We start from the raw sequence: 14,739 nt of genomic DNA on the forward strand, positions 1-14,739 counted from the left end.
TTTTACAATTACGAACGATTACAGACAAAATTAAACGGCCTTAGTCCAATGGAATTCAGAACCAAGGCCGCTTAACGACTTTTATTTTTTGTACTGTCTACTTGACGGGGTGCAGTTCAACCTCCCTAGCACCGCCTTTTCGAATTTTTGACCAATTTTCATCAAGCGAGCTGTCTCGTCAAGTGAGCAGACCTACTTTTGAGACGGCCCCTTCTTTCTTATCAAGATCATTATCACGATGATAGGGAGAGGTATAAGCTTTGCTTTGAATCTTACTGAAATGGGAATTAAGAAATAAAGTGTCACACATGAACGCCGTTAATTGTCTTATTAATAAGGGGGGAAGTTATGCAAAGTATTACTTTTGAACTTTCACCGAATCATATTGAAGAATTGTATAGGACCCACAAGCCGCATTTATTTGCGATCGCTTACCGGATGCTTGGTTCTAGAACGGATGCAGAAGATATGGTTCAAGATTTGTTTATTAGCATGCATGGATTAGTGAACGACAACATTCAAAATATGAAATCGTACTTAAGTAAAATGATGATCAACCGTTGTTTCAACGAGTTAAAATCAGCACGAAAAAAAGAATAAGCTATGTAGGCAATTGGCTTCCAGAACCAACCGTGCAGCTGATCGAGAATAGTCCATTAGATCGTGTTGAGCGTCAGGATACAATGTCTTACGCATTTCATATTCTTATGGATAAACTGACACCTCTGGAGTGCGCGGTTTTTATATTAAGAGAAGCGTTCGCATATGAACATCATGAAATTGGAGAGATGCTCAACAAAACAGAAGTCAATTGCCGCAAAATTTACAGCCGTGTCAAGAAAAAAGTAGACGCATCCAATGAAAAAGATGAGATGCTTTCATTGCATCTTCACGAGGAAAAGGAAAAGGTAGGCCATTTCATTTCTGCTCTTTCGAACGGTAACATTCAATCATTGGTGAACATGTTAACCGAGGATGTCATTTTCATTGCGGATGGCGGAGGAAAAGTATCTGCCGCGATTAATCCAATTTACAATAAGGAACGAGTGCTCCTAATATTGAACGCTCTTTCGTTAAAACTATTTCCAACAATTAAAGCGCAGCTAGCCCAGGTCAATCATCAGCCTGGTGTATTGATAACCAAGGATGGGATTTCAACGGGGGTCATTTGTTTTGATTGGGATATCCGGACGATGGCCATAAGGCGGGTTTACTTGATTGTAAATCCGGATAAATTGAAGCATTTACAACGGTGATAATAAAGGTTTTTTTGTTTGATGTCACACTTTGAAGTCGCCAATTGTCTTATCAGTGGACTCATCAAATAAAGAATCAAAATATAGTTCAAGGAGGATTGTTATGAAAATTGTAGTTATTGGCGGCAGCGGATTAATTGGAAAAAAACTCGTAAACAACCTTCGTCAGCATGGCCATGAGGTAGTGGCAGCATCGCCTTCTACAGGCGTCAACACGATCACTGGCGAGGGGCTGGCAGAAACGCTTAGCGGCGCACAGGTTGTCGTCGACGTTTCGAACTCGCCTTCATTTGAAGACAAGGCTGTTATGGAATTTCTGAGACGTCTACTCGCAATCTCCTTGCTGCTGAAGCAACCGCTGGAGTAAGTTATCATGTTGCGTTGTCGGTCGTTGGTACCGAACGCCTTCTCCAAAGTGGTTATTTCCGTGCGAAAATGGCTCAAGAAGAGCTCATTCAAAATTCCAACATTCCTTATACGATCGTCCGCGCGACGCAGTTCTTCGAATTCGTTGGCGGCATCGCCGATGTGGCTACTGAAGGTGAAACCGTTCGAGTGTCTTCCGCCCTTATGCAGCCTATCGTTTCGGATGATGTTGCAGCCGCGGTGGCCGATTTCACACTTGAGGCGCCAGTGAATGGCATTGTCGATGTGGCTGGTCCAGATCAGATTCGTATGGACGAATTCATTCGAGCATACTTTAACGTTACTCAAGACAAACGTCAGGTAGTCACAGACGCCAACGCGCTCTACTACGGATCCGTAGAGGTGAATGATCAATCTCTCGTTCCAAATGACGATAGACCCGTGCGCATCGCTACGACATATTTCCAAGATTGGCTGAGCAAACTCTGAGTATTCTATAATACAGTATTTGAATAAAAGGAGAGCCGGTACGTCATTCATGCACTTAAAAGAGGATTTCCCTTCTGAAATACGACGTTTGTATCATCAGGATCTTTCTAAAGTCTTAGCGCTTATGATGGACGTCATTTCACGCCTACCTTACCAGGAACATTTTGCGATGGATGACGAGGATTACTTCCTGGAACTCTTAAATGGAGAGGGGGAGGTTTACGGAGCTTATTAAGATGAAAAATTAGTCGCTTATTCAGTGTTGGCATTTCCAGGATTAAGCGAGAGAAACCTTGGTACTGAATTTGGAGTATCAGATCGAGATTTGCCATATGTTGCGGTGTTGGATTCAACTGTTGTCCATGAATCCGTTCGTGGGCAAGGTTTGCAAAGATCCTTTCATGAGCTGAGGGAAAAACGTGCTAAAGAAAAAGGATGTCACTACTTGTATTCAACTGTGCATCCCGAAAACCTTGCCAGCGTTAATAATCTAGAAGCTGCTGGTTTTACACTTCAGTTTACACGCCTGATGTATGGAGGGAAACTTAGACATTGTTATGTAAAACGACTCATCGGTTAAGCATTGATGAACTTGGGTGGTAACACGGAGTATTAACTCTCGTCCCTTTACGGGGCGGGAGTTTTATTTTTGTATCACAAATGTAGGTCTTCGACTTGCTCAGCAACTAGATGATTCGAAAAATCCAGCCATTGAATAAATTATTGATGAAAGGTCAGTTTTAACTCTAAAGGATGAGTTGTTTAAGGAATTAAAAGTAAAGCAATACATTTGTAATCATTCCTATACAGCTAATGAATATATCTCATTATTAAATACTAATTCCAGACATAGATAACTTCCTGACAATGTGCGATTCAAATTGTTTGGGGAAATCAAAGAAGCGATTGAAGAACATGGTGGACTTCTTTACAAACCTCAAGCTGTTGTATTGTTTTATGCAAAAAAAAAATCAAAAGTGAATACCCGACAAATTCAATGTAAATGAAAATCAAGAACCTTATTTGGAGGGGAATTCTGGAATTATGTCGAAATGATATATTTAGCGTTTTTATAGTCGAATAGGAGAGTATAGAACATGGACATGAAAAGAGAAAAAAGAGAAGTTCTGGCAATCGTGCATATTGGCATCTACTACGTCGTCTTTTATGCGGCTTGGTTGTTTGTCAGGACTTATCTCAACGTCGATTCGCAAACGGTATTCTGGGGACTGTACAATGTATTCACCAAAATCGTAATATGGGTTCTACCAGTTATTTTATACATCAAGATCGTGGAGAAGGATGAGTGGGTCACATTCCTGAAACTGAACAAGAAAATTGAAAAGTGGCACTGGCTCGTTATTCCACTGGTACTGTTAGTGATTTATCTGGTTCTTGTTAATAGTGTGATATTTAATCAGCCATTTTTCAATATAAAATCCGGGGTTTCCGAATGGTTAAAAGCCGTAATATTTGCAGGGATAATTGAAGAGATTTTGTTTAGAGGATTTTTCCTCAATAAACTTGCGTCAAGAATGAAGTTTTGGAAGGCAAATTTAGTTACGACGATCATGTTCATCCTTATACACTATCCTCTGTGGTTGTCTCTACACCATTCGGCATTGGACATTTTTATCAACTCTGTCTATATAGGAATTATCTCATTTACAACAGGATACATCTGGAAAAAGACAAACTCTCTTTGGGGACCTGTGCTGTTCCATACCTCTAATAATATGATCGTTACTATTATTGGTCTTTAGCTCGAAGACTGCCGACACAGTTCGGAACCAACGGAGAACTTTAGTTCAATGCACCATGGAGCAGATTGCGATCCGGCAACTGCTCCATTTTTCATTAAGCGATCGGGCAGATTAACGCAATAAACCGGCACAATTATGTGCCGGTTAAAGATGCTCCCTAAAAATGCCATGGATAAATAATAGTCTATAAAAAAATTCAACATAAGTCTATTACTTTTTCGGCATAAATTGTATTGTAATGATGCGACCGCGGCGCAAAGAAAAGTAACTACGATAATGACGGAAGGGAGAAACCCTGTATGATTACACTCAGAAAAATTACGTTGGAAAACCGGCGTGGCATATTTAACTTGGAAGTTTCAGAAGAACAACGTAGCTTCGTAGCATCGAATCTATCAAGCGTGGCTTCGTGTTATGTCCTTGCTACCAATGGAGGACATCCAATTCCATTTGCCATTTACGCGGATGAGCAGCCCATCGGTTTTGTTATGTTGTCTTATGGAATTACCGGATACGACGAACCGTCAATCGCAGTTGACAACTATTGCATCATGCGACTGATGATTGACAAGCAGTACCAGAACCGGGGTTACGGTCGCGAAGCCATGACAAAAATATTGGAATTTATCCGCACTTTTCCGACCGGGCCTGCACATTACTGTTGGATTCCTTATAAAGCCGATAACGTCGTTGCCAAAAAGCTCTATGAAAGCTTCGGTTTCCGTGACAATGGTAAAAACTTCAACAACGAGTCAATAACCGTATTGCAACTCTGATTTGCTATTACTGTGGATAATGCTAACGGGCTTGTAAATGGTGACGATTCGGTATATGACTCAATACTTTCATAGTAGAATCGGGGGAGTATCATGGACGATAAGATCCTAAAGCTTTTGCTCCAGTATGACATCGTCAGTCCTGAAGCTGCGCTGCTCAGGCACAATGAAAATCGGACATATAAAGTGATCGATACGTCAAACGGCAGAGTCTATCTTCTTCGTGTGCATGATCCATTGACCGTAAATCTTGCCGGCATTCAGCATACGAGGCAAGGGGTTGAAGCCGAGTTGCGGCTGTTGGAGGCGATTTCTATTGGGACGAACCTCATGGTCCAGGTGCCTGTAGTGAATCGGTACGGACAACTCGTAACCGAGTTCGAATTAGAAGGGCGTATACTTTGCTGCTCGATTCTTCACTGGATCGAAGGTCGCAATATGACAAAAGAGGACTTGTCGAGCCCTGGTGCCGCGTACAACTTGGGCGCTCAGGTAGCGAGTCTGCATAAGTTTTTTGATACTTATGACAAGGTCATGCCTGTGGATAGGCCTGATTACGGTATTAGTAGAACTGAGAAGATGCTCACACAAATTCGACACGGGGTCGAATTCGGTTTGTTCTCAGAAGAGAATTTCGTTATAGTCGAGAAAACACTCACACTCATCGTTGACCGACTGAAGGCCGGACGACCTGGAACGGTAAGACAGGGGATTATCCACGCGGATTTAAACATGAGTAACATACTTGTTACTCCGCTAGGAAGGTACGTTTTTATCGATTACTGCCTTTTCGGCTTTGGTTATCTCCTTTTTGACGTAGCAATGGCTGCTTTAAATGCCCCAAGAGAAAACCGGGAACAAGTTGTAGAAGGGTATTATGGCCAAGTGCCACCGCACAAGGAGATTTATTCAGTAATTGAAGGTTTCATGCTTTCCGCGGTATTAGGATACTACGCTTTCGTGATGGAGAACGAAACTGTACATCCATGGATTCGAGAAAGGATGCCGCACTTTTGCGATAACCGGTGTGCACCGTTCCTTAACGGCGAAAGTATCTTCCTTAGCTTTTGATTAGCCAAGGGGCCCGGACGGTCCAAGTATCACCATTACGCTAACTGAGAACTTTAGTTCAGTCCATCATGGAGCAGATTGCCAACCGCAGCTGCTCCATTTTTATTTAGCTAAAGGGTAGTTTAGATATACCCAAAAATCACCAGCACCAAGTTGATTTTATAAGTTAAAATAATGGGAGTATCAAATAATCTTGGAGGTACAACCTATGCGAAATATAGATTACAGCGATTATTTTTGGCAAGATGAAGCTATAAGATTGCGCGCGATACAGCCAGAAGATTGGGAGAGCCACTACATTAATCGTTTTGATACATCGGTACGACGCCTTTTAGAAAGCGCTGTTGAGCTTCCGCCTACGGTTGCAGAAGCAAAATCTTTTGCAGAGAGATTTTCTGACTTTTCATCAAATCGACTTATGTTTACCATTGAAAATTTGAACGGTGAAAATGTTGGCGGCATTAATCTAAACAGTATCGACGAAAGAAACGGTACATTTAGCATCGGAATTCAAATCGACAGAGATCATCGAGGAAAGGGATTCGGCACACGGGCGGTTCAGATCCTCCTAAAGTATGCTTTCTTCGAGCGTAGACTTAATAAGTTTAATGATTACATTCTTGAAGGGAACGAGGCATCGGCTGCAATGCTCAGGAAAGTTGGCTGTGTGCAAGAGGGGGTTCGGAGGCAAGTATTCTACACGAATGGAAGATATTACGATTCCATTTTGTACGGGCTAACAAAGGACGAATATGTTGAGCGTCAAAAGAAGGACATAAGTATATGCTAACGAGGAACTATAGCTCCACGAATAGAACCGAAGGCTTGTCCGAATGAACGGTGGAGGGAAATCATGGCTGATTCAATTTCAAATTTACAATCCACGACATTTTCAATTACAGTGTTAGTGATACTTTTAGCTTTAATAGAAATAACAATAAAAAAATATATCATTGTAGAGGAACCAAAGAAGATCTCGGAAACTACCGGTAAGAATATCAATAGGTGGGTAAAAGGATTACTTGCTTTTATTAGTTTGTTTATTCTCTTTTTTGTTTTGGATACAACGAATATCAACACGCTTAAGTGGTTCTGGTTAATATCATTTTTAGTTGCCATGGGACTACATGCCTTTATGGATTGGATGTATTTGAAAGGCTCAAAAGAATATATGATTTCTCTTATTAAATTAGCAGTTGGGTTAATATACATCTTTATTCGTCATTCTAAAAAATGCTGGAAACGTCACCACAAGGATGTGGCGGCGTTTTTTCTACGTTTTAATAAAAGTTTAATGGTTGACCGCCGAAAAATTTTAGGACTCCCCGTTATCCTTATCCTTGAGCATAAGGCAGGGGGAACAAAACATGAAAAAATGGATCTTTGGCATCGTCGTTTTGATATTGCTCGTCTATGGCCTGAACGTGATTCAACAACCTGGAGAAACTGAGGGAAAAGCAGCTAAACCGCCGGCAAACGCGCCGAATCAACAGCAGCCTGAAGCGGACTTTACCAGTCTAACGATCGACCGGGAAGATATCTATAGGGGCGATTTGTTGCTCATCAATTTGCAATATCCCGTGTCCGAACAGACGGAAGTGCCCGATGTAGTCAACTTGTTCGAGCATCAGGAACTGGTGAAGGGTTTCGGTATTTTGGACCAGGACATTAAGCTTCCGATGGAAATGCTGGAGTGGTTCACCGATATGATGGAGTCGGCGATGGCCGACGGCGTAAACCATTTTCTGATCAATAGCGGCTACAGGGACAACGAGGAACAAGCCTTGCTGTATGAACAGCTTGGATCGGTCTACGCCAAACCGCCCGGCTACAGCGAACATAATCTGGGGCTGTCCCTCGATCTCGGGTCGTCGCTGGGATTGATGAAGGATGCGCCTGAGGGCAAGTGGCTTCAGGAGAATGCCTGGAAACACGGATTCGTGCTGCGTTACCCGGAGAATAAGACGGAGGTAACAGGCGTGATCTACGAGCCCTGGCACTTTCGCTACGTCGGTCTCCCGCATAGCGCGATCATGCAAGAACGCGGGATGGTGCTCGAGGAATACCTTACTTATTTGAAAGTGCAAAAGCGTGTTCAAACCGTAGTGGACGGCAAGGCGTACGAGGTGTCCTATTATCCGGTTCGCTCGGCAGCCAAGCTGTCGGTTCCGATCAAAGGCAACTACTCGCTTTCGGGCAACAACATGGATGGAGTGATCCTGACGACTTGGGACACCGGTTCGCCGAGCGATAGGGAGGCTGGATCGAGATGAAGCTGCGAACCGTCTTGCTGCGCGTTCTTCTTGCCGTCTATGGGTATGTTTTAGTGAAGATCATTCTGTTCAAGGGCGGTCCTATCGATCTCATGTACTTGTCCCGGCACCTGCAGGCCAGCTTGCAGGATCCGCTGCGAATCGTGATGAATATGAAACAGGGGAATCTGATTCCTTTCCACGAAATCGGGAGGACGCTGAATGACCCGACAAACCACGGCTATGTCAATCTATTCGGGAACATCGCGATTTTTGCGCCATTCGGTCTGCTTCAAACGCTGTTTGAATCGCGGAGGGGTATCGCGGCTCTCCGTGTCTTGCGGCATTCGTTTTTTCTCAGCTTGTTTCTAGAGTTGTTGCAGGCGATTTTTGCGATGGGCACCTTCGACGTGGACGACATTCTTCTCAATACATGCGGGGGACTCGCAGGACTCCTCGGAGGTTTGTTGTATGTCAAATCTGATACAATAATAGAATCACCGAAGTCGGGGAGGGCAACAGATTGAAGACCATTACGATACTCATCGCAGACGACGACGCGGAGATCGCCGATCTGGTCGAGCTGCATTTGGCGAAGGAAGGTTATCGCTGCATCAAAGCAATGGACGGGCAAGATGCGATCGAAGCGATCCGGAAATACGAGGTCGATCTGGCCGTTCTGGATATTATGATGCCAAAGCTTGACGGCTACGAAGTGACCAGGCTCATTCGATACACTCATCAAATGCCGATTATCTTCCTGAGCGCGAAGAGCACCGATTTCGATAAAATCGCCGGTCTTGTACAGGGAGCCGACGACTATATGACCAAGCCGTTTAACCCCATGGAATTGGTCGCGCGAGTGAACGCCCATCTCCGGCGTTCGTTGCAATTCAGCCGGCCCGATGCGGGGGGCAAGCCGGTTGTCGGGGCGGGAGGCGTCGTTATCCATCCGGATGAACGGAAGGTAACCGTCGACGGCAAGCCTGTCGCGCTGACTCCCAAGGAATTCGATATTTTGTTATTGCTGGCGAGCCACCCTAAAAGGGTATTCAGCTCGGATCATATTTTCCGGCAAGTGTGGGGAGAGGACCTCTATGAAGGCAATAATACGGTAATGGTTCATATCCGTACGCTTCGCAAGAAGCTGGGCGAGGATATGAACAAAAACAAGCTGATCAAAACAATTTGGGGAGTCGGGTATTCATTCCATGGGTAACGTGATTCGAAGCTTTCGATTCAAAATGATCCTGTTGTTCGGACTAAGCATGGCCTTTTCCGCCGCGATCACCTTCGCTATCTACAGGGTTGCTCAGCTTTATTACCATACGACCAAAGTAGAAGACCCATCGACCCAAATCCGTGATTTCATTCGACAAGTCGGGGATGTCAACTTTTTTCTCATTTTTTTCATTCCGCTCGCTATCTGGTTTTTTTTCCTGCTGACGAAGCGGTACTCCCGATATTTCCGGGATATATCGGACGGAATCCACCGGCTTGCGGCGGGTCACTTCGATACCAGGGTCGATATTTCGTCCAAGGACGAGTTCGGCGATATTGCCCGGGACATTCATTTGGCTGGCGAGAAACTGCGGGAAGCGCTGGAACGGGGCGACTTTGCCGAGAACAGCAAGGAACAGCTGGTGCTTAATCTGGCGCATGATCTTCGCACGCCGCTCACTTCGGTGATCGGTTATTTGGATTTTATTCTGAAGAACGACCAGTTGCGGCCCGAGCAGACCAAACATTACGCAACCATCGCATATACGAAATCGCAACGTCTGGAGCGGCTTATCGAGGAATTGTTCGAAGTGACCCGCATGAATTATGGCAAGCTCAAAATTGATCGCAAACCTGTGGATCTTAGCGAGCTGCTGCATCAATTAAGCGAAGAGATGTATCCGGTGCTGGAGAATCGGGGCTTGACCGCGAGGCTGAATGTGACGCCGTCGTTAATGGTTCAGGGGGATGGCGAGCTGCTCGCCCGCGTGTTCGACAATTTGCTCAGCAATGCGGCCCATTACGGCAAGGATGGCGCGTTCATCGACGTCAATTGTATGCCTGACGGCGAGGAGGTCGTCGTACAAATCGTCAACTACGGCGATCAAATCGCTTCCGAAGACTTGCCGCATATTTTCGAAATGTTCTATACAAGCGACAAAGCGCGCACCTACCATGAAGGCAGCACGGGGCTGGGGCTGTTCATAGCGAAAAACATCGTGGAACAGCATAAGGGCTCAATCACGGCAGAAAGCAGCGTGATTCGCACGATTTTCGAGGTCCGCTTGCCGAAGGTGTGATAGAATAAGAAACAAATTAGGAAGCGCTTGCTAGAGTATCGCTTACAGAGGTGATTGCCGGTGTTCAAAATGCTAATCGTAGACGACGAACGGTTTGAGAGAGAAGGCGTACAGTTTCTAATCGAGAAGCACGGACTTGAGCTGGAGACGTTCGAAGCGGATAGCGGGGAGAGCGCGCTTGCTTTCATGAAGGACCAACCGGTCGATATTCTATTCTCAGACATCCGCATGAAGGGAATGGATGGACTAGAGCTCGCGGCTCGAATCCGGGAACTGGACATTCCCGTCAAGGTGATTTTCATGAGCGCATACGGGGAGTTCGAATACGCGCAGCGGGCTATCGATCTGAAAGCGATCCGGTATATATTGAAGCCCGTCCAGGTCGAGGAGTTTCTAAGAGTCTTGACGCAGGTCATTAAGCTTTGCGAGGAAGAGCGGCAGGCGATGGCGAAGCAGATCCGCTTGGAAGAGGCTTATCGCAATGAAACCTACTATACGAAGCAGAAGCTGCTATCCGATTTGATTCTGGGCCAAACGGATGTACGGCAGGCCGACGTCGACGCGTTCCAGCAAGCGTTTCCAATGGCTAACGAGGGTCATCCCCTAGTGAGGCTAATCATGCTCGATTCACGGAATCGGTTCTTCGATAGACTTGACCAAGATTTCGAGCGCCGGCTTGCCGACGTAATCGATGGCGGATTCGATGTTGCGCACTTGAATGAATTCCAAAGCTTGCTCGTCACCCAAGCCGATGCCGCCGAATCCAAAGAAGGGCTGATCGAATGGGGCAAACGGCTCATCGGTTGGTTCCGGGAAACGTACGGCGGGGACGTGAGCGTCGTCGTTGGCGGAACGGCAGGCGACATCAAACAGCTCTACAATCAGTACCAAGCGCTGGAGTCGATGCTGGAGTATAAATTTTTCTACGACGAAGGAACGGTGCTGCTCGCGAATCCCGACGCGATCGGCGCGAGCGCGCAGACGTTCTCAGCCGACGATGCCTTGGAGGAGCTCAGACAGAGCATCGGGCGTTCCCGTTACGATCAAGCAAAAGCGCGGTTCGAGCAGTTGTTCAACGAGCTGCAAAACAGCGAGCGGTTCCCGGTGGTGTACATCAAATTCGTATGCACCGAAATCGTAAAAGCCGTCTTCGACGCATCGGCGAACAAACGCCCGGAGACCTTCAAGCTGAATTTGGATCTGATCTATAGGGCGGCTAAGCTCAGCGATTTGCGCAAAGTCGTCCTTAACATACTGGAAGAGAGCGCGCAGCCCTCGGCTTCCGGCTCGCAGGAGTCGATGCGCAAGGTCATCGAGGATATCGTTCGGATCATCGAAAGCGAATACGGCGCCGATTTATCCCTTGAGTCGCTGGCGGAGCGCGTTTATTTGTCGCCCAGTTATTTGAGCCATCTGTTCAAGAAACATAAGGGAACCAGCTTCAACAAATATTTGACGCTTCACCGCATGGAGAAGACGAAAGAGCTGCTTTTGACGACAAATCGAAAAATCGTTGATGTCGGCCTCGAGGTCGGCTATGCCAATTTCCCTTATTTCAGCTCGCTGTTCAAAAACCATTACGGCAAAACGCCGTCGCAATTCCGCGAAGAGGCGGCTCCATGAGTCAAGCGATTAGAGGTTTGTTCAATCGGCTGCGGTTTAAGCATAAGCTGTTCTTATCGTATTTGGTCGTCATCATTATCCCGATCATCGTTCTTGGCGTTTACGCCTACGATCAGTCGAAGCAAATGCTGAGAATTCAAGGCGTTCAGGGCATTCAGAAAAACATGGATACGATTTCCGGTGCCATCGAGAGCTCGGTCGAGCGATACAATCATGCGATCCAGTCCATCGTGCTGAACAAAACGTTCCAGAAGATCGTGGCGAACGATTACAACGATCTGGTCAATCTCTCTTATGATCTGAACGAATACTTGGCCCCTTATTTCAACATGATGGTCATGCTCGACAAAGAAATCGCCGAAATCAAGTTTTACACGCAAACCTATGTGCCGGAGTTCGGCGAATCGGTGCAATCTGCCGATCGGGTCAAGGAAGAAGGCTGGTATAAGGCAGCCTTGCACGGAAAGGGCAGCCAGTGGTTCTTCGACGACGGATTGATTGTGGTCGGCGCTTTCCCGCGGTTCTTCACCGACAAATCAACCAATATCGTCTACATGCGGATCAATGATACGAGCATGTTCAAGAACGTGGCGGAGTTGGCGAAGGCCGATACCGTCGTCATTGTCAATGAACACGGGGACGTGATTTACTCGAATCAAACCGCAGCCGGAGAACCATTCAGCGTAGAGCAGCTGAAGGCGATGAAAGAGGGATCGTTCCGGAGCGGCGATGTTGAGTCGTTCCTGGTGAAGAAGACGATCAAGCCAACGGGATGGACGATCTACTGCATCGTGCCCGCCAAACAGCTGTCCCGCAATGCGGGATCGATCATCAACGCAACGCTCATTATCATCGCGGCCTGTCTCGTCATCGTGCTTTTTATGATTTGGATGTTCTCCAAGACGATGATCCGCCGGATATACGCTTTGAATTCCTTAATGAAGCGGGTGCAGATCGGCGATTTGAGCATGCGCGTACGAAGCGAGTCCAAGGACGAAATCGGCGAGCTGACGAACCGGTTCGGGCATATGCTCGTTCGCCTTAACGAGCTGATCGAAGAATTGTACCGCAACAAGATCGTGCAGAAGGAAGCGGAATTCAAAGCGCTTCAGTGGCAAATGAATCCGCATTTTCTGTACAATACGCTCTCGTTCATTAATTGGAAGGCGCTGCGCAGCGATGCGCACGACATCAGCTACGTCGTCACGACGCTGTCGAAATTTTACCGCACGGGTCTTAACCGGGGCAATAATATGATTCCGGTAAGGGACGAGCTCGACCATGTGAAGTCGTATATCGAAATCGTCCAGGCGATGAAGGATCACAGCTTTGACGTGGTGTATGACATCGACGAGGCCGTGTTCGGTTATACGACCATCAACTTTATCCTGCAGCCGCTCGCCGAGAACGCGATCATGCACGGCATTAACCGGAAAGAAACCGGGCGAGGGCTGCTGAGCATCTCCGCCAAGCTGTCGAACGGCCAAGTTGTTTTTCTCGTGCAGGACAACGGAATCGGAATGCCCGCGGAAACGGCGAATACGCTTCTTCAAAGCGATTCCTCCGGTTATGGGCTGAAGAACGTCAATGAACGGCTGCGCTTGAAATACAGTTCCGATTATCGCTTCGCGGTTGAGAGCGCCATCGACAGCGGCACGCAGATGAGCATCGTCATTCCGGCGCTCCAATCGTCCTGAAACTTTGAAGCCCGTCCTTTACGAGGACGGGTTTTTTCATGTTCGTAGAAAATCGAAAGTTTTCTTAAATATTTGATAATTCAATTCCGAGCTTCCTTTGTTATTCTTTTATTAAGGGAATGACAACGCTTACAGAGAGGAGTGCCGAGAGTGGACGACACAGTGATCGTACGCGGCGCGCAAGCGCCAAACAAGGACAAGAAGCTGGAGAAAGCGATGCTAAGAAAAACAAAATGGAAAAAGATCAAACAATATCGTTTGCTGCTGCTGATGATGGTCCCGGCGGTCATTTATTACATTACTTTCCATTACCTGCCGATGTATGGCGTGCTGCTGGCATTCAAAGATTTCAAAATTTTGAAAGGGATTATGGGAAGCCCATGGGTGGGACTCGATCTCTTCCGCACCATCTTTCAAGACGACTACTTCTATACGGTTCTCAAGAACACGCTCATCATCAGCTTCTACAAGCTCCTGTTCGGATTTCCGGTTCCAATCTTCTTCGCGCTTCTGTTAAGCGAGGTGACGAACGCTAAATACAAACGGATCGTCCAAACGGTCACGTACCTGCCTCACTTCATCTCATGGGTCGTGCTCGCAGGCATCTTCTTTACATTCTTCTCGCTGGGAGGTCCGCTCAACACGATCATTACGCTCTTCGGTGGCGACCCGGTGCTGTTTCTGGCCGATGCCCGCTACTTCCGATCCATTCTAGTCATCACGAGTATTTTCCAAGGTTTCGGTTGGGGTTCCATCATTTATTTCGCGGCGATCTCGAATATCGATCCGCAGCTCTACGAAGCAGCCATCATCGACGGCGCGGGACGGTTCAAGCGAATGTTCTACATCTCCATCCCGATGCTCGTTCCGATTATCGTCATCATGCTGATCCTCTCGATGTCCGGCGTTCTGGATGCGGGTTTCGACCAAATCTTCAATATGTACAACGCGCAGGTGTACAATGTGGCCGATATCATCGACACGTATGTCTACCGCAAGGGGATCGTCGAAATGAACTACAGCTACGCGACGGCGGTCGGGCTTTTCAAATCGGTTGTCGCATTGATCCTGATCTTCGCCGTCAACCGTGTGGTGAAGCTCATAGGCGGCAAAGATCATGCCCTATGGTAGCGCCACGCCAGTGAA

General features: G+C 46.6%; 18 protein-coding genes. All 18 read left to right on the forward strand.

The features are described 5' to 3' along the window. Nucleotides 1-75 (forward strand): IS3 family transposase (locus tag RB620_RS30440; protein WP_374121433.1); only part of this gene is annotated, 75 nt, incomplete at its 5' end. A gap of 363 nt (nt 76-438) precedes the next feature. Continuing rightward, nucleotides 439-600, forward strand: coding sequence for a sigma factor (locus tag RB620_RS30445; protein WP_374121474.1), 162 nt, complete (start codon nt 439-441; stop codon nt 598-600). Further along, on the forward strand, nt 561-1,256 hold the full coding sequence (locus RB620_RS29010) for a sigma-70 family RNA polymerase sigma factor family protein (RefSeq protein ID WP_308100509.1): 696 nt from the start codon (nt 561-563) through the stop codon (nt 1,254-1,256). Before RB620_RS30445 ends, RB620_RS29010 begins: the two co-directional genes overlap by 40 nt. 103 nt (nt 1,257-1,359) lie before the next feature. Further along, entirely contained in the window at nt 1,360-1,623 is a 264-nt protein-coding gene (locus RB620_RS29015; protein WP_308100511.1) for an NAD-dependent epimerase/dehydratase family protein, read from the forward strand. Then, the gene (locus RB620_RS29020) at nt 1,569-2,111 is read left to right on the forward strand and encodes an SDR family oxidoreductase (protein ID WP_308100555.1); all 543 of its coding nucleotides are present in this window, start codon (nt 1,569-1,571) and stop codon (nt 2,109-2,111) included. The genes RB620_RS29015 and RB620_RS29020 overlap by 55 nt, the downstream gene beginning before the upstream one ends. Nucleotides 2,112-2,451: 340 nt before the next feature. Further along, nucleotides 2,452-2,691 (forward strand): GNAT family N-acetyltransferase, encoded by a 240-nt coding sequence (locus tag RB620_RS29025; RefSeq protein ID WP_308100556.1) that lies wholly within the window; start codon nt 2,452-2,454, stop codon nt 2,689-2,691. 517 nt (nt 2,692-3,208) lie between these two features. After that, nucleotides 3,209-3,874, forward strand: a complete 666-nt coding sequence (locus RB620_RS29030) for a CPBP family intramembrane glutamic endopeptidase (protein WP_308100513.1) — start codon at nt 3,209-3,211, stop codon at nt 3,872-3,874. Between the two features lie 299 nt (nt 3,875-4,173). Then, on the forward strand, nt 4,174-4,650 hold the full coding sequence (locus RB620_RS29035) for a GNAT family N-acetyltransferase (RefSeq protein ID WP_308100515.1): 477 nt from the start codon (nt 4,174-4,176) through the stop codon (nt 4,648-4,650). A 93-nt stretch (nt 4,651-4,743) separates the two neighbouring features. Next, complete coding sequence (locus RB620_RS29040) at nt 4,744-5,721, forward strand: phosphotransferase enzyme family protein (RefSeq protein ID WP_308100517.1); 978 nt, start codon at nt 4,744-4,746, stop codon at nt 5,719-5,721. 208 nt (nt 5,722-5,929) lie between these two features. After that, entirely contained in the window at nt 5,930-6,511 is a 582-nt protein-coding gene (locus RB620_RS29045) for a GNAT family N-acetyltransferase (protein ID WP_308100519.1), read from the forward strand. 63 nt (nt 6,512-6,574) lie between these two features. Further along, nucleotides 6,575-7,171 (forward strand): DUF4181 domain-containing protein, encoded by a 597-nt coding sequence (locus tag RB620_RS29050; protein WP_308100521.1) that lies wholly within the window; start codon nt 6,575-6,577, stop codon nt 7,169-7,171. Beyond that, nucleotides 7,089-7,994 (forward strand): M15 family metallopeptidase, encoded by a 906-nt coding sequence (locus RB620_RS29055; RefSeq protein ID WP_308100523.1) that lies wholly within the window; start codon nt 7,089-7,091, stop codon nt 7,992-7,994. Before RB620_RS29050 ends, RB620_RS29055 begins: the two co-directional genes overlap by 83 nt. After that, a complete protein-coding gene (locus RB620_RS29060) occupies nt 7,991-8,500 on the forward strand; it encodes a VanZ family protein (RefSeq protein WP_308100525.1) in 510 nt (169 codons plus the stop codon). Before RB620_RS29055 ends, RB620_RS29060 begins: the two co-directional genes overlap by 4 nt. Continuing rightward, on the forward strand, nt 8,497-9,192 hold the full coding sequence (locus RB620_RS29065) for a response regulator transcription factor (RefSeq protein WP_308100527.1): 696 nt from the start codon (nt 8,497-8,499) through the stop codon (nt 9,190-9,192). Before RB620_RS29060 ends, RB620_RS29065 begins: the two co-directional genes overlap by 4 nt. After that, nucleotides 9,185-10,273 carry a sensor histidine kinase gene (locus RB620_RS29070; protein ID WP_308100529.1) on the forward strand — a complete coding sequence of 363 codons (1,089 nt, stop codon included), beginning with the start codon at nt 9,185-9,187 and terminating at the stop codon, nt 10,271-10,273. Before RB620_RS29065 ends, RB620_RS29070 begins: the two co-directional genes overlap by 8 nt. 69 nt (nt 10,274-10,342) lie before the next feature. Continuing rightward, nucleotides 10,343-11,896 (forward strand): response regulator transcription factor, encoded by a 1,554-nt coding sequence (locus RB620_RS29075; protein WP_308100558.1) that lies wholly within the window; start codon nt 10,343-10,345, stop codon nt 11,894-11,896. Further along, nucleotides 11,893-13,593, forward strand: coding sequence for a sensor histidine kinase (locus RB620_RS29080; protein ID WP_308100531.1), 1,701 nt, complete (start codon nt 11,893-11,895; stop codon nt 13,591-13,593). Before RB620_RS29075 ends, RB620_RS29080 begins: the two co-directional genes overlap by 4 nt. A 150-nt stretch (nt 13,594-13,743) precedes the next feature. Continuing rightward, on the forward strand, nt 13,744-14,724 hold the full coding sequence (locus RB620_RS29085) for an ABC transporter permease (RefSeq protein WP_308100533.1): 981 nt from the start codon (nt 13,744-13,746) through the stop codon (nt 14,722-14,724). The last annotated feature ends 15 nt before the right edge of the window (nt 14,725-14,739 follow it).

This window comes from Paenibacillus sp. LHD-117 (genome assembly GCF_030929555.1).
Classification (GTDB): domain Bacteria; phylum Bacillota; class Bacilli; order Paenibacillales; family Paenibacillaceae; genus Pristimantibacillus.